We start from the raw sequence: 14,152 nt of genomic DNA on the forward strand, positions 1-14,152 counted from the left end.
GACCCGGTTCAGTTCAGGTCGGCACTCAGCACGCCGCCGAACTGCTCCCATGAGCTTCCGGTCCAGCGTTGCAGCTGAAGCTGCGTATAGGCCATGCTGTTGTCGGGGCCTGTGTTGATGGCGATGCCCGGCATCAGCGTCGGCAGCACGAGCCCTCTGATGTTGCGCGCCTGCTTCACGATGTTCTCGCGCGACAGGTCGTCACCGCACTGCTTCAGCACCTGCTCCAGGATCTGGCCCTGCTGGGTGCCGAACAGATAGTTGTTGTCGCCGATATCGGCGCCTGGGAGATATTTCTCGAAATGGGCGCGATACCATTTCATGCCGGGATCGTCGGCCCACTTCTTGTCGTTCGGATCCTTGGTGATGGTCGCCACGACAACGCCGACCGCCTTGTCCGCGCCCGCCGGCACGATGGTCGCGGAGACCGAGCTCGACACATAGTTGACGATGGTCAGCGGCGACCAGCCGATCTCGTTCGCCTTCTTGATCGCCTGGGCCGCGAATTTCGGCGTGCCGGCGATCAGGAACGCCTGCGCACCCGACGCCTTCAGCGTCACCACGCGGGATTCGATGGTCGGCTCGGTGACCTCATAGGGAGACGTCACCACCTTCTTGTCGAAATCGGCCTTCAGCACCTCCTTGAACGCGGCCACGAAATCGCGGCCGAGATCGTCGTTCTGGTAGAGGATCGCGATCTTCGCATCGGGCGCCGTCTGCATGATGTATTTGGTGTAGATCTTGCCTTCGGTGTTGTAGCTCGGCAGTCCCGTGGTGGTCAGCGGAAATTCCGCGAGATTCGTAAACTTGGTCGCGCCGCTGACGACGAACAGATGCGGCACCTTCTTCGCGGTGACGTATTTGATGGTCGCGCCGATGCCGGGCGTGCCGAGCGGGCTGAACAGGAACGCCACCTCGTCGCTCTCGATCAGCCTGCGGGTCTGCTCCACGGCCTTGGGCGGCGTGTAGGCATCGTCATAGGTGATGAGGTTGATCTTGCGGCCGTTGATGCCGCCGCGGTCATTGACGGAATGGACGTAGGCGATCAGGCCCTTGCCGGTGTTGCTGAGCGGAGACGCCGGGCCGCTGAACGGGAACGTCGCCCCGACCTTGATCTCTGATTCCGATACCCCCGGCGTTTCGGCGCGGACTGGAGCCGCGGCAAGCGCCGCGAGCATCGCAACGGACACGGCAAACGTCTTCAACAACATGAAATTCCTCCTGAGCTTTTATGAATTGACCAACTCTTGCGACCGGCGCGCGGCGCTACCAAGCTTCGCCGAACGGCCTGATCTCGAAATTGAACGACCACGCGCTGCGATCCTGATGGGCGACGTGCCAGACCTCGTCGGCGATCGCTTTCGGCTTGATGAAGAAGTCGTCCGGCCGATCCGGCCAGCGCTTCCGCGTCCACTCCAGATCGATCACGGCATCGATCACGAGATAGGCGACGTGAACACCTTGCGGCCCCAGATCGCGGGCCATCGCCTCGGCGAGAATTCGCTGCGCTGCCTTGGTCGGCGCGAACCCCGCGAAGCCGGCCTTGCCGCGCAACGCCGAGGTGTTGCCGGTCGCAACGATGGCGCCCTTGCCGGCAGCGATCATCGCCGGGGCAAATCGCCTTGCCAGGTACAACAGTCCCATCGTGTTGACCTGGAAGTTACGATTGAGAATCTCCGGATCGATCTCGCGGAAGGTGCCGAACGCGCCGCCGACGGCGTTGTGGATCACGACGCCCGGGCTGCCGAGATCGCGCTCCACGGCCGAGGCCACCGCCTCGACCTGCGCGGGATCGGACACGTCGCATCGATAGGCCTTTGCGCCCGGCAGCTGCTGCTCGAGCGCGGCGAGACGCGCCTCGTTCCTGGCGAGCAGCGCGACACGATAGCCGCCCTCGGCAAACCTCCTGGCGAGCGCCGAACCGGTGCCGGGCCCAACGCCGGATATCAGACAGACAGGTGCGGTCATGCGATCAACCCTCCGCGTTGCGGCCTATGGCCTTCATGGTCAGGCGGCCGCCTTCGACAGCAGCTTCTCGACATAAGGCTTGAGATCCAGCCCGACGTGCTCATGCGCGATCAGGCGATCAAAGTGAGCGAACATCAGCGGATACTCATCCTGCACGCCCGAATGCAGGATTTTCGCCAATCCTTGCTTTTTCAGCTGCTCGGTCCGCGCATGTTCATTCATGAACAGCGCGAGTTCGGCGGCAAAGCAGATGTCGGCAATCGAGATGCCATTCCCGACCAGCGTCCCCCGCCGCGGCGACAGCGCCTGCTCGATGCCGGACGCATAGATCGCGAACGCATCCTTGGCGCGCGCATGAATGGCCGCATCGACGGTGCCGCCCGAGAGCGCCAGCAGATAGATTTGCGAGTCCCGCGCGAACACCAGGCTGACATCGAGAAAACTGTCGATCCGCGACGCCTCATAGGCGTCGCGCCCGTAGAGCGGGAATGCTGCCTCGCCGAGCCGCGCCACCGCGCGCATGATGCTGTTCGATTCGAAGATCCCGACCTTGCCGTCGGCGCCGAATGCCGCCGGCACATTGCCGAAGGGCTGTGCCGCCATGAATGCATCGGTCTTGAAGAGCTGCGCGCCGGTCAGTCCGACCCGCCCGGTCCGCGCCAGCGACGACAGCGAGGCGCGCTCGTGCTCCGCCAGCGGGCGAGCATCATAATCCCACAGCCAGTCCCGCAGCTCCTTGCCGGAGGCTCCCCTGACCTCGACATCGACGCCGCAGAACCGCGCCGCGATGGTCGCCTTCCAGACGCGCGGGTTCGGCAGATAGGAGAAGATGCGCAAGGCGGCCATGGCGGCTGCTCCGGTGCTGATGCCTCAGGCGGCGAGCTTCAGGATCTTGACGACGTCGGCGGGTTCGCGGATCGGCTGCGGGTTGGCCCGCGTGAAGATCGACAGCATGGCGTTCCGGCCGATCAGCTCAAACCGATCTTCGCCGACGCCGACATCGGCAAGCCGCCGCGGCAGGCCGAGCTCCGCGATGAACGCCGCAAACGCCTCGCCGGCATCGCGCCCCGGCGCGCCGAGCGCAGCGGCGATCGATTGCTGGGCGGCCTCCGTCGCCGGGCGGTTGTAGCGCAGCACGCTCGGCATCATCACCGCCGTGCAGAAATAATGCGGCACGTCGCAGGTGCCGCCGAGCACATGGCCGATGGCGTGGCTGGCGCCCATCGGCACCCGCGACTGCAATCCGAACGCCGACAGCCAGGAGCCGAGCTGGCAGCTCAGCCGCGCCGCCTCGTCGTCGGGTTTAGCTTTGGTGCGCAGCAGGCCGTCATGCAGATAGCGCAGTCCCTGCTGGCACACCGCATCGACCAGCACGTTGGGGCGGCTGGAGCAGATCGCCTCGATGCCGTGATCCATCGCCCGCGTCCCGGAGCCGAGCCAGAGCTTCTCCGGCGTATATTTCGTGATCGCGGGATCGAGGATGATGCTGCGCGGCATCATCATTGGATGGTTGAAGATCTGCTTCAGCTTGCGGCTGGTATCGGTGACCAGCGCGCCGGAATTGTATTCGCCGCCGGACAGCGTGCTGGGGATCGCGATCATGCGGACTTTCGGCGTGCGGAATGGCCCGAAGCGGCGGTCCGGCGTGGTCTCGAAGCCGTCGAGGCCATCAGGCTCGAAGATCGCTTGCTCGATGCACATCAGCACGATCTTTGCCGCATCGACCACCGAGCCGCCGCCGATCGCGACGACGAGGTCCGCCTTGGCCTCGCTAGCCTGCCGCGCGATCTGCGTCACCACGTCCCGCGTCGTGTGCTGCGGCACGCCGTCGAAGGTCGCGGCATGGCGGTCGCCGAGCGCTTGACGGATCTTCACGATCTCGTCGGTCGTGGTGTTCAACGTCCGGCTGGCGATCAGATAGACGCGCTTCGCGCCCAGCCGCTCGGCCTCCTCGCGCAGCGCTTCGGCTGCCGGCTTGCCGTAGATCACGGTTTCCATGGTCGGGTATTGATGGCTGCCGGTGACGCGCATGCTTTCACTCCCTCGATGTGTCCGTGAGTTCCGCTGTCGGTCAGGCCGACAGCTTGGTGAAATCAGGCTGCCGCCGTTCCGCGAAGGCGGCGAAGGCCTCGCGCGCCTCGGGCGTCGTCAGCCGCTCCTTGAACAGCACGCCTTCCTCGGCGATCTGCGCCGCGATCTTCTGCTGCTCGCGCATCAGCTTCTTGGTCATGCTGAGCGACCCTGCCGGCCGCCTGGTCAGCGCGACCGCCGCGTCATGCGCCCTCTTGCGCAGATCGGCCTGCGGCACGACGGCATTGGCGAGACCCGATGCCAGCGCGCCCTGCGCGTCCATCGGCTCGCCGAGCGCGAACATCGCATAGGCGCGCGCATGCCCGATCCTTAAGGGAAGCAGCCAGCTCGACGCCGCCTCTGGCACCAGCGCGAGATTGACGAAGGGCGTGATCAGCCGCGCGTTCTCGGCGAGATAGACCAGGTCGCAATGCAGCAGCATGGTGGTGCCGACGCCGACCGCATTGCCCTGCACGGCGGCGACCAGCGGCTTGCCGACCTTGCTGATGGTCTCGATGAAGCGATGCGCGGGGCTATCGACCGCGCTTTCGCCGCGTGCCTGGCTCGCGAAGTCGGCGAGGTCGTTGCCCGCGGTGAAGCTGTCGCCGTCGCCCTGGAACAGGACCACGCGGACGGACGGATCCGCCTCGGCCTCTTTCAGCGCGTTCGACATGGCGTCATACATGGCGCCGGTCAGCGCGTTCTTCTTCTCGGGCCGCTGCAAGGTCAGCGTCATGACGCCGGCGGCGATCTCAACCTTGACATGCTCGGTCATGGCACTCTCCCGTCAGGCGACCGCGCGGGCCGGCATGGTTTCGAATTTGCCGTCGAGGAAGCCGGTCAACCGCTGCCGGATGATCGCTTCGGCTTCGGCCATGATGCGGTGGATCAGCTCCTTGACGGTCGGGATGTCGTTGATCAGGCCGACCACCATGCCGCAGCTCCAGGCGCCGGCGTCCATCTCGCCGTCGATCATCACCTTCGGGTAGACCCCGGCGACCTGCTCATGAATGTCCTCGATCTTCAGCCTGGCGCCCTTCTCGCGCTCGATCTCGAGCAGCTCGTCGACGCCCTTGTTCTTCAGCACGCGCTCGGTGTTGCGCAGCGCGCGCATCACGAGGCGGGTGTCGAGCTCGTCGGCGTCGAGCAGCGCCTGCTTCACATTGGGATGAACCGGTGCCTCCTTGGTCGCGATAAAGCGCGTGCCCATGTTCATGCCGGCAGCGCCCATCGACAGCGCCGCGACAAGGCTGCGCGCGTCCGCCATGCCGCCCGAGGCGACGAACGGGATCTTCAATTCGTCCGCTGCGCGCGGCAGCAGGATCATGTTCGGGATGTCGTCCTCGCCGGGATGGCCACCGCACTCGAAACCGTCGACGCTGACCGCGTCGCAGCCGATCTTCTCGGCCTTCAGCGAATGCCGCACCGAGGTGCATTTGTGGATCACCTTGATGCCGGCCGCCTTCAGCGCCGGCATGTACTGCTCCGGGCTGCGGCCCGCGGTTTCCACCGCCTTGACGCCGCCCTCGCGGATCGCCGCGATGTATTCGGGATAGGGCGGCGCGGTGAAGCTCGGCAGGAAGGTCAGGTTCACGCCGATCGGCTTGTCGGTCATGTCGCGGCAGCGCGCGATCTCCTTCGCCAGCAGCTCCGGCGTCTTCTGGGTCAGGCCGGTGATGATGCCGAGGCCGCCGGCGTTGGACACCGCGGCCGCCATCTCGGCGAAGCCGACAAAATGCATGCCGCCCTGGATGATCGGATGCTGGATGCCGAACAGTTCAGTGATTGCTGTCTTCACAAGTCTCTCCCGCGTTTCCGCTCAGTGGACGATTTCGAACAGGCCCGCCGCGCCCATGCCGCCGCCGATGCACATGGTCACCACGCCGTATTTCGCCTTGCGCCGCCGGCCCTCGATCAAGAGGTGACCGGTGAGCCGCGCCCCGGTCATGCCGTAGGGATGGCCGATCGCGATCGAGCCGCCATTGACGTTCAGCTTGTCCGGATCGATGCCGAGCTTGTCGCGGCAATAGATCACCTGCACCGCATAGGCCTCGTTGAGTTCCCAGAGATCGATGTCGTCGATCTTGAGGTTGTGCCGCTTGAGGAGCCGCGGGATCGCGGCAACCGGGCCGACGCCCATCTCGTCCGGCTCGACGCCGGCGGCGACGAAGCCGCGGAAGATGCCGAGCGGCTTCAGGCCCTTCTGCGCGGCGATCTTGTCGCTCATGATCACGCAGGCCGAGGCGCCGTCCGAGAGCTGGCTGGCGTTGCCGGCGCTGATGGTCTTACCCGAGAACACCGGCTTGATCTTGGCGAGCCCGTCCGCCGTGGTATCCGGCCGCGGCCCCTCATCCTTGGCCAGCGTCACCTGCTGGTAGCTGACTTCCCTGGTGTCCTTGTTGACCACGGCCATTTTGGTCGTGATCGGCACGATCTCGTCGTTGAAGCGGCCGCCCTGCAACGCGGCGCCGACGCGGCGCTGGCATTCGAGGCTGTACTCGTCCTGCTTGTCGCGGCCGATCCCGTAGCGCTCGGCGACGACTTCCGCCGTCTCCAGCATCGACATGTACATCTCGGGCTTCATTGCCATCAGCTCGTCGTCGACGGCATGGAACCTCTTCATGTGCTCGTTCTGCACCAGGCTGATCGACTCGATGCCACCGCCGATCGCGATCTCGACGCCGTCGAGCATGACAGAGCGGGCGGCGACCGCGATCGCCTGCAGGCCGGAGGCGCATTGCCGGTCGATGGTGGTGCCGGCGACCGTCACCGGCAGCCCGGCGCGGATGGCACCCTTGCGCGCGAGGTTCATCACCATGGTACCCTGCTGCATCGCGCAGCCCATCACCACGTCCTCGACCTCGCCGGGCGCGATGCCGGCACGCTTCACCGCTTCGGCCATCACATGGCCGGCCAAAGTCGGGCCGTCGGTGTTGTTCAGCGCGCCGCGATAGGCCTTGCCGACGCCGGTGCGCGCGGTGGAAACGATGACTGCATCCTGTGACATGCTTGCCTCTCTGGCTTAGGCGGCCGCGTCGAGCTGCGCATAGCGCAGCACGTGATAGGCGGGATCGCCGAACTGGATGTTGATGGAGGAAATCCGCTTGAAGTAGTGGCCGACATTGAGCTCGTCAGTCATGCCCATGCCGCCGTGCAGCTGCACCGCCTGATCGGCGACGAACTTGCCGGCATAGCCGATCTTCGACTTGGCACCCGAGGCGAGCCGAGACACGCCGGCCTCATCGTCATTGAGACTGAGGCTGAGATGCTGCATCAGCGACAACGCCTCCTGAAGCGCGATGAACATATCGACCATCCGGTGCTGCAGCACCTGGAAGCTGCCGATCGTGACGCCGAACTGCTTTCGCGTCTTGGAATAGTCCAGGGTCGCAGCGTTCAGTTCGCCGATCGCGCCGACCGCCTCGGCGCAGAGCGCGCCGATGGCGCGGTTGCGGCAGGCCTCCAACGCGGCGACGCCCTCGCCTTCACTGCCCAGCAATTGCGCGCGCACGCCGCGCAGGCTGACCTCGGCCGCTCTGCGGCCATCGATCGTCTTGAAGCTTTGCAGGTCGAGATTGGCCGCCCGGCGATCGACCACGAACAGGCTGACGCCGCCACGATCGTGGCGATGGCCCGAGGTGCGCGCGGAGACGATCAGATAATCCGCCCACGGCGCGGCGGTCACCGTCGTCTTCTCGCCGGTGAGCACATAATCGTTGCCCTCGCGGCGCGCCGTGGTGGTGACGGTGGCGAGATCGAAGCGCGAGCCCTTCTCGGTCCAGGCCAGCGCCCAGAGTTTCGTGCCAGCGATGATGTCGGCGATGAACGCCTGCCTCTGCGCGTCGGAACCTGCCTGCTCGATCAAGCCACCCGCGACGACGACCGTCTCGACGAAGGGCTCCACGACAAGATGGCGGCCGAACTCCTGCATGATGATCATGGTCGACAACGGCCCGCCGCCGAGCCCTCCGACCGCTTCCGAGAACGGCGCGGCGAGCAGGCCGAGCTCGGCGAATTCAGCCCATTGCTTGCGGCCAAAACCCTCCTCGCTCGCGACGATCTTGCGGCGGGCGTCGAAATCATACTGGTCGCGCAGCAGCCGCTGGACGCTGGACCGCAACAATTCCTGCTCTTCCGTGAACTGGATATCCATCCGATCCTCGTTGCCGTTAAAGCGCGATGAAATGCGCTTTCTTTGTTTGAGCATGATCTCTTCGGAAAACCGCTTCACACTTTTCCGGATCATGCTCTAGAGACCAAGCACCGCCTTGGCGATGATGTTGCGCTGGATCTCGTTCGACCCGCCGTAGATCGAGAGCTTGCGCGAGTTGAGGAATTTCTCCGACGCGGTGTGGCCGTAGTCGGGGCCCGGCATGAAGTGATTGGCGCTGACCGGATGCTCGCGGATCGCAAGCCCGTAATTGCCGATCGCCCGATGCGTCAGCTCAGTGATGTTCTGGAAGATTTCGGTGCCCCGGATCTTGAACAACGAGGCGGCCGGTCCCGGGTCGATGCCGCGCGCCATCTGGCCGACGACGCGAAGCTCGGTCGCCTCCAGCGCCAGCACGTCGAGCTCGACGCGGGCGATGTCCCGGATGAATTCCAGATGCGCCGGATCGTCTTCGGGGATCTCCGCCTTCACGATCTTCTTCAGCCGCGCGATGTAGCGCGTCGAGCGGCCGATGCCGGCCATGCTGGTGCGCTCATTGCCGAGCAGGAATTTGGCGTAGGTCCAGCCCTTGTTTTCCTCGCCGATCAAGTTCTCGGCGGGAACGCGCACGTTCTCCAGGAAGACGTCGTTGACCTCGTGCGAGCCGTCGATGGTGATGATCGGGCGCACGGTGACGCCGGGCGACTTCATGTCGATCAAGAGGAACGAGATGCCGGACTGCGGCTTGGCCGTGGGATCGGTGCGCACCAGGCAGAAGATCCAGTCGGCGTGCTGCGCCAGCGTGGTCCAGCTCTTGTGGCCGTTGACGATGTAGTGGTCGCCGTCACGCACCGCCTTGGTGCGCACGGTCGCGAGGTCGGAGCCGGAGCCCGGCTCCGAATAGCCCTGGCACCACCAATCCTCGCCGGAAAGGATGCGCGGCAGGAATTTCTTCTTCTGCACATCGTTGCCGAAGGTGTAGATGACGGGCCCGACCATGGTGACGCTGAACGCCAGCGGCGGCATCGTGCCGGCGCGCGTCGTCTCCTGCTCGAAGATGAAGCGGCGGGTGATCGACCAGCCGGGCCCGCCATATTCCTTAGGCCAGAGCGGCGCGATCCAGCCCTTGTCGTGCAGGATGCGATGCCACAGCAGCATCTGCTCCTTGGAGAGATCGGTCTCCGGATTGGCGACGCGCATCTCCGCCGGGTAGTTGTCCTTGATGAAGGCGCGAACCTCATCGCGGAACGCCGCATCTTCAGGGGATAGCGCGAGCTCCATCTGACCGGCTCCCTACCACTTCTCGCCGAAGGGCCGGATTTCCAACTCGAAGGTCCAGGCGCTCTTCGGCTGCTGATAGAGCTGCCAATAGGCGCCCGCGACCGATGCCGGCGGCATCAAGAGATCGGGATTGTCGAGCGCGTTCGGACCGAGCGCCTCGATGCGGCGCTGCCGGACCCATTCGGTATCGACGCCGGAATCGATGATCAGATGCGCGACATGGATATTCTTCGGTCCGAGCTCGCGCGCCATCGCTTGCGCCACGGCGCGCAGGCCGAACTTGGCGCTGGCAAACGCGGCATAGCCGCTGCCGCCGCGGAGCGACGCGGTGGCGCCGGTGAAGAAGATGTTGCCCTCGCCGCGCGGCATCATCAGCCGCGCCGCCTCGCGCCCAGCCAGGAAGCCGGAGTAGCAGGCCATCTCCCAGACCTTGCGGAACACGCGCTCGGTGGTTTCCAGGATCGGGAAATTGACGTTGGCGCCGATATTGAAGATGCAAACCTCGAGCGGCGCATGCTTGTCGGCATCGTTGAGGAAGGCCGTGATCTCCTCTTCCTTGCGCGCATCGAGCGAGCGGGCATGGATCTCGCCGCCGGCGGCCTCGATCTCCTTGACCAGCGGCGCCAGCTTGTCGCCGTTGCGGCGGCCGGCGAAGATCGTGAAGCCTTCGGAGGCGAACTTCTTGGCGATCTCGCCGCCGATAAAATCACCGGCACCAATGACGGCCACCGTCCTGTTTCTCTTCTGCATGGTGTTCTCCGGTCTTGTTTGAGTGAACTGGCTTGCGGCGTCGGCTCACCCTCAGCCGCGCAGCGACTCCGCCAGCTTGTGCTTCAGCAGCTTGCCCGTCGATGTCGCGGGCAGCGCGTCCATCAGGATAATCTCCGACGGCCGCTTGTACGAGGTGAGTTGCGGGGCAATATGGGCCATCAGGTCCTGTACCGTGGCGATCGAACCCTTGATCAGCTGCACAAAGGCAACCACCTCTTCGTTGCCCTCGACCGGCCGGCCGACCACGGCGCACTGCACCACGGCGTCGTGCGTGCTCAGCACCGCCTCGATCTCGGCCGGATAGACGTTGAACCCGGAGCGGATGATCATCTCCTTGGTCCGCCCGACGATGTAGAGCGCATCGTTCTCGAAGCGGGCCAGATCCCCGGTGTTGAACCAGCCGTCGGGATCGATCGCCTTGGCGGTCAAATCGGGCGCGCGGTAATAGCCGCGCATCACGTTGGGGCCGCGAACATGCAGCTCGCCGACTTCCCCTGCCGCAACCGGCTTGAGGTCGCGGCCGACCAGTTTTGCCTCGAGGCCCGGCATGACGCTGCCGACCGCATGATCGGCCCGCGGATTGTCGGGCCGGACGCCGGAGATGCCCGGCGAGCATTCGGTGATGCCGTAACCGTTGAGCAGCGGCAGCCCGAGCTCCTGCTCGACCCGTGATTTGAGATCGAGGTCGAGCGGCGCGCCGGCCACCGAGATCACCCGCAACCGGCCGCGATCGAGCTTCGGCAGGCCGGTATTGCGCCGGTATTCGAGCAGACGCTGATAGGTCGCGGGCACGCCGTTCAGGATCGTGATGCCCTCTTCAGTCATCGCCTTGACCAGCGCGGCCGGATCGTATTTCGCCACCAGACGCACGGTGGCGCCGATCATCAGGGTCATGGTCAGCAACGAGATGCCGACGATATGCGAGATCGGCAGCACGCAATACTGCACGTCATCGGCCGCCATCTTTCGGAAGCTTGCCGTCGCCCGGGCGCTGAACAAGAGATTGCGATGGGTCAGCATCACGCCCTTCGGCGTGCCCGTAGTGCCGGAGGTGTAGATGAGAACTGCAACCTGGTTGGCGCCGTCGGCCTCGACCGGCTCCGCCACGGTTGCCAGGTTCAAACCGGTGACGGCGATGCCGCGGAGCGGACCGACATCCTGCACGGCGGCCTCGTAACGCGCGGCATGCGTAGCCGCCTCCTGCGAGACCTCGGCGGTCAGCAGCACGCGGCGGGCGCCGCTGTGATCCCTGATCTGGTCGAGCTCACGCGGCGACAGCCGGGGATTGACCACGATGGACCAAGCATCGAGCCGGCTCGCCGCCAGCAGCAGGCAGGCGAGCGGGATCGAATTCTCGCTCACGATCATCATGCGGTCGCCGGCGCGGATGCCGAGCGCCCGCAGCGCCTCGGCGACGCGACCGACCGTTCGGTCGAGCTCGCGGTAGGTCAGCCGCGTCTTGTCGTCGATCAGCGCCGGATGATCCGGCGTCGCCCCGACGTGGTGATCGATCACCTCGTGGATGCGGTTCGGCAAGCCTTCCACACTTCCTTCAAACTGGGTCGACGCCTGCACTGAAACCTCCCTGTGACAGCCCTTTGGGCCTGATTTGTTGTCTTGAGGAATTTTCCCGCTCAGGCGGTCTTGCGCCGCCCCGCAACCAGTTGCGCGACGATCTCGTCCTCGACCTCGCGCAGCTTGTCCTTGCCGAAGAAGATCTCGTCGCCGACAAAGAAGGTCGGTGAGCCGAACGAGCCGCGCGCCACCGCGTTGCTGGTGTTGTCGATCAGCTTCTTCTTCACCTCGTCCTGCTGGGCGCGGGCGATGATGCGGTCGATATCGAGGCCGGAAGACAGGAACGCTTCGCGTAACACCTGCGGATCGTCCATCTTCTTGGGCTCGGACCACATGTGGTGGTAGGCGGCGCGAAAGTACGGCTCGAACAGCCCTTCGAAATCGGCAGCGACGACGCCGCGCATCAGCATCAGCGTGTTGACCGGAAAGAACGGGTTGGTCTTGAACGTCGTGATGTTGTAGCGGCGCAGGAAGCGCTCGGTCTCGATCGCGTTATACTCGGGCTTGTTCTTGATGCCGCGCAGCGACTCGCCGGGCGACATGTTGCCGGTCGCCTTGTAGACGCCGCCGAGCAGCACCGGGATGTAGTCGAACTTCACGCCGGTGCGCTTCTCGATTTCGGGCAGCGCCTGCTCCGCCAGATAGGCGTTCGGACTTCCAAAATCGAAATGGAATTCGACCTTGAGCGGAGCAACCATGGAACGCCCTTCCCTTTGAGTACCAGCAGCCCTCAGCCGCCGCGTTGATCGAGCCGGGACCTTAAGTTCTATTTTAGAACTGTCAATATGATATTTGTCATCCAATGACTAAGTCACGGCTGCAGGCGAGGCATCCTATTGAAATTGCGTTAGTTCTGTTTTAGAATTTAAAAGGCGATGTCGGCGCAGACCGCAGGAGATGCTGATGAAATGGGATGCCCTCGAGGAGGAGCCGTGCTCGGTGGCCCGCACGGTGGCTGTCATCGGCGACCGCTGGAGCCTGCTGGTCCTGCGCGAATGTTTCCTGCGCATCCGCAGGTTCGATGACTTCCAGGCCTCGCTCGGGATCACGCGGCATCTGCTCGCCGACCGGCTGAAGAAGCTGGTGCGCTTCGGCGTGCTGCGCAAGATTCCGTATCAGGAGGCGCCGAAGCGCTACGAATACATCCTGACGCAGAAGGGGCTCGATCTTTATCCGATCATCATGTCGATCGTGCACTGGGGCAACGTCCACATGGTCGATTCGCGCGGCCGGCCGATGCTGCACGAACACAAGACCTGCAAGAAGATGTTCGATCCCGTCATGGTCTGCTCGGAATGCGGCGAGCCGCTGAGCGCGAAGGCGGTCCACGTGCATCCCGGCCCCGGTGCGCGGAAATCGTCACCGGTGCACGCCAAGGCGCAGGAGCGAGCCAAGCGTGCCGCTGATTAGACCTGGATACTGTTCGCGAAGCCGGCGCCCCGCGCTGGCGGCTACTCAGCCTGACGGCGCAGCCATCAGCGCAACATTGCCGCCCAGCAGGCAGCCGACGGGACGGCCGCCGGCGAAGCCGATGCGGACGCGTATCTCCGACAGCCGCCCCATCGCCCTGCCCTGCAGGATTCGAATCTCGTCGTCATCAGGAGCGACCAAGCCATAGTCGAGCAACCCGAACGCCAGCGCGGCGGCCGCAATGCCGGTTGCGGCATCCTCGCGATAGCCGGAGGAGCGCGGGAATTGCCGCGCCTCGAACAGGCGAGCTTTTCGGTCGATCACGGCGAATGGATAGAGCCCGGTCGATCCGATCCGGCCGCAGACCGCCTCGACTTGCTCGGCCGCGGGATCGAGCGCATTCAGCGCGTCGGGAGAACGCATCGGAACGAGTGTCTTGATCCGCGATGTGACGGCATTGCAGGGTGTCGCCGCGTCGATCGCATCGGGCCCGACCGCGAGCGCCCGCAGCACGTCATCGCGTTGCCCCGTGGTCAGCGGAACGGTCTTCCCGGCCGGCTGGGTGATCTCGACACGCGGCTCGCCGTGACGATCACGGCTGATGAAGCCGGTGACCGGACCGCTGCGCGTCGATATCCGCATCGTATCGCCCGGCAGCCTTCCCTGGCGCGCAAGCAGCCAGAGCGCGCCGATGGTCGCGTGGCCGCACATTTCCATCTCGTGATTCGGAACGAAGAAGCGGAACGTGGCGTCGAAATCGTCGCTCTGTGCCGGCAGCACGAAGCCGGATTCGTGACCATGGCGGCGCGCAATATCCTGCATCTCGGAGGCGCTCATGCCGCTTGCATCCACCACGATCGGACAGGGATTGCCGCCCTGCCCATCCACTGTGAACACGCTGACCAGTTCCGCTGTCGCCATGATGTC

General features: G+C 64.9%; 14 protein-coding genes. 1 reads left to right on the top strand and 13 read right to left on the bottom strand.

What is annotated here, in order from left to right:
• Nucleotides 1-8: 8 nt before the first annotated feature.
• The 12 genes from ACVIHF_RS26605 to ACVIHF_RS26660 form a co-directional block, all read right to left on the bottom strand.
• Nucleotides 9-1,211, bottom strand: a complete 1,203-nt coding sequence (locus tag ACVIHF_RS26605) for an ABC transporter substrate-binding protein (RefSeq protein ID WP_456792789.1) — start codon at nucleotides 1,209-1,211, stop codon at nucleotides 9-11.
• Between the two features lie 55 nt (nucleotides 1,212-1,266).
• Nucleotides 1,267-1,968, bottom strand: coding sequence for an SDR family NAD(P)-dependent oxidoreductase (locus ACVIHF_RS26610; protein ID WP_456792790.1), 702 nt, complete (start codon nucleotides 1,966-1,968; stop codon nucleotides 1,267-1,269).
• Nucleotides 1,969-2,007: 39 nt separating this feature from the next.
• Nucleotides 2,008-2,814 carry a glutathione S-transferase gene (locus tag ACVIHF_RS26615; RefSeq protein ID WP_456792791.1) on the bottom strand — a complete coding sequence of 269 codons (807 nt, stop codon included), beginning with the start codon at nucleotides 2,812-2,814 and terminating at the stop codon, nucleotides 2,008-2,010.
• Between the two features lie 24 nt (nucleotides 2,815-2,838).
• Entirely contained in the window at nucleotides 2,839-3,999 is a 1,161-nt protein-coding gene (locus ACVIHF_RS26620) for an iron-containing alcohol dehydrogenase (RefSeq protein WP_456792792.1), read from the bottom strand.
• A 40-nt stretch (nucleotides 4,000-4,039) separates the two neighbouring features.
• On the bottom strand, nucleotides 4,040-4,813 hold the full coding sequence (locus ACVIHF_RS26625) for an enoyl-CoA hydratase-related protein (RefSeq protein WP_456792793.1): 774 nt from the start codon (nucleotides 4,811-4,813) through the stop codon (nucleotides 4,040-4,042).
• Between the two features lie 12 nt (nucleotides 4,814-4,825).
• Complete coding sequence (locus tag ACVIHF_RS26630; RefSeq protein WP_456792794.1) at nucleotides 4,826-5,836, bottom strand: NAD(P)H-dependent flavin oxidoreductase; 1,011 nt, start codon at nucleotides 5,834-5,836, stop codon at nucleotides 4,826-4,828.
• A gap of 21 nt (nucleotides 5,837-5,857) precedes the next feature.
• Complete coding sequence (locus ACVIHF_RS26635) at nucleotides 5,858-7,045, bottom strand: acetyl-CoA C-acyltransferase (RefSeq protein WP_456792795.1); 1,188 nt, start codon at nucleotides 7,043-7,045, stop codon at nucleotides 5,858-5,860.
• Nucleotides 7,046-7,060: 15 nt separating this feature from the next.
• Nucleotides 7,061-8,191 (bottom strand): acyl-CoA dehydrogenase family protein, encoded by a 1,131-nt coding sequence (locus ACVIHF_RS26640; RefSeq protein ID WP_253607212.1) that lies wholly within the window; start codon nucleotides 8,189-8,191, stop codon nucleotides 7,061-7,063.
• Nucleotides 8,192-8,287: 96 nt separating this feature from the next.
• The gene (locus ACVIHF_RS26645; protein WP_253607211.1) at nucleotides 8,288-9,469 is read right to left on the bottom strand and encodes an acyl-CoA dehydrogenase family protein; all 1,182 of its coding nucleotides are present in this window, start codon (nucleotides 9,467-9,469) and stop codon (nucleotides 8,288-8,290) included.
• 12 nt (nucleotides 9,470-9,481) lie between these two features.
• Nucleotides 9,482-10,219: an SDR family oxidoreductase gene (locus tag ACVIHF_RS26650; RefSeq protein ID WP_016845326.1), complete on the bottom strand. Its 738-nt coding sequence runs from the start codon at nucleotides 10,217-10,219 to the stop codon at nucleotides 9,482-9,484.
• Nucleotides 10,220-10,270: 51 nt separating this feature from the next.
• Nucleotides 10,271-11,815 carry a class I adenylate-forming enzyme family protein gene (locus ACVIHF_RS26655; protein WP_253607210.1) on the bottom strand — a complete coding sequence of 515 codons (1,545 nt, stop codon included), beginning with the start codon at nucleotides 11,813-11,815 and terminating at the stop codon, nucleotides 10,271-10,273.
• A 59-nt stretch (nucleotides 11,816-11,874) separates the two neighbouring features.
• On the bottom strand, nucleotides 11,875-12,513 hold the full coding sequence (locus ACVIHF_RS26660) for a 2-hydroxychromene-2-carboxylate isomerase (RefSeq protein WP_253607209.1): 639 nt from the start codon (nucleotides 12,511-12,513) through the stop codon (nucleotides 11,875-11,877).
• Between the two features lie 205 nt (nucleotides 12,514-12,718).
• Here ACVIHF_RS26660 and ACVIHF_RS26665 point away from each other — a divergent pair, with 205 nt between their 5' ends.
• Nucleotides 12,719-13,225, top strand: a complete 507-nt coding sequence (locus tag ACVIHF_RS26665; protein ID WP_028334861.1) for a winged helix-turn-helix transcriptional regulator — start codon at nucleotides 12,719-12,721, stop codon at nucleotides 13,223-13,225.
• Between the two features lie 45 nt (nucleotides 13,226-13,270).
• Here ACVIHF_RS26665 and ACVIHF_RS26670 read toward each other — a convergent pair whose 3' ends face one another.
• Nucleotides 13,271-14,146: a PhzF family phenazine biosynthesis protein gene (locus tag ACVIHF_RS26670; RefSeq protein WP_456792796.1), complete on the bottom strand. Its 876-nt coding sequence runs from the start codon at nucleotides 14,144-14,146 to the stop codon at nucleotides 13,271-13,273.
• Nucleotides 14,147-14,152: the final 6 nt, after the last annotated feature.

It is taken from the genome of Bradyrhizobium sp. USDA 4506 (genome assembly GCF_054058795.1).

Bases quoted from the DNA above. Each gene is read 5' to 3' on its own strand.
- ACVIHF_RS26605 (WP_456792789.1), bottom strand. From the start codon at position 1,211: ATGTTGTTGAAGACGTTTGCCGTGTCCGTTGCGATGCTCGCGGCGCTT.
- ACVIHF_RS26610 (WP_456792790.1), bottom strand. From the start codon at position 1,968: ATGACCGCACCTGTCTGTCTGATATCCGGCGTTGGGCCCGGCACCGGT.
- ACVIHF_RS26615 (WP_456792791.1), bottom strand. From the start codon at position 2,814: ATGGCCGCCTTGCGCATCTTCTCCTATCTGCCGAACCCGCGCGTCTGG.
- ACVIHF_RS26620 (WP_456792792.1), bottom strand. From the start codon at position 3,999: ATGCGCGTCACCGGCAGCCATCAATACCCGACCATGGAAACCGTGATC.
- ACVIHF_RS26625 (WP_456792793.1), bottom strand. From the start codon at position 4,813: ATGACCGAGCATGTCAAGGTTGAGATCGCCGCCGGCGTCATGACGCTG.
- ACVIHF_RS26635 (WP_456792795.1), bottom strand. From the start codon at position 7,045: ATGTCACAGGATGCAGTCATCGTTTCCACCGCGCGCACCGGCGTCGGC.
- ACVIHF_RS26640 (WP_253607212.1), bottom strand. From the start codon at position 8,191: ATGGATATCCAGTTCACGGAAGAGCAGGAATTGTTGCGGTCCAGCGTC.
- ACVIHF_RS26645 (WP_253607211.1), bottom strand. From the start codon at position 9,469: ATGGAGCTCGCGCTATCCCCTGAAGATGCGGCGTTCCGCGATGAGGTT.
- ACVIHF_RS26650 (WP_016845326.1), bottom strand. From the start codon at position 10,219: ATGCAGAAGAGAAACAGGACGGTGGCCGTCATTGGTGCCGGTGATTTT.
- ACVIHF_RS26660 (WP_253607209.1), bottom strand. From the start codon at position 12,513: ATGGTTGCTCCGCTCAAGGTCGAATTCCATTTCGATTTTGGAAGTCCG.
- ACVIHF_RS26665 (WP_028334861.1), top strand. From the start codon at position 12,719: ATGAAATGGGATGCCCTCGAGGAGGAGCCGTGCTCGGTGGCCCGCACG.
- ACVIHF_RS26670 (WP_456792796.1), bottom strand. From the start codon at position 14,146: ATGGCGACAGCGGAACTGGTCAGCGTGTTCACAGTGGATGGGCAGGGC.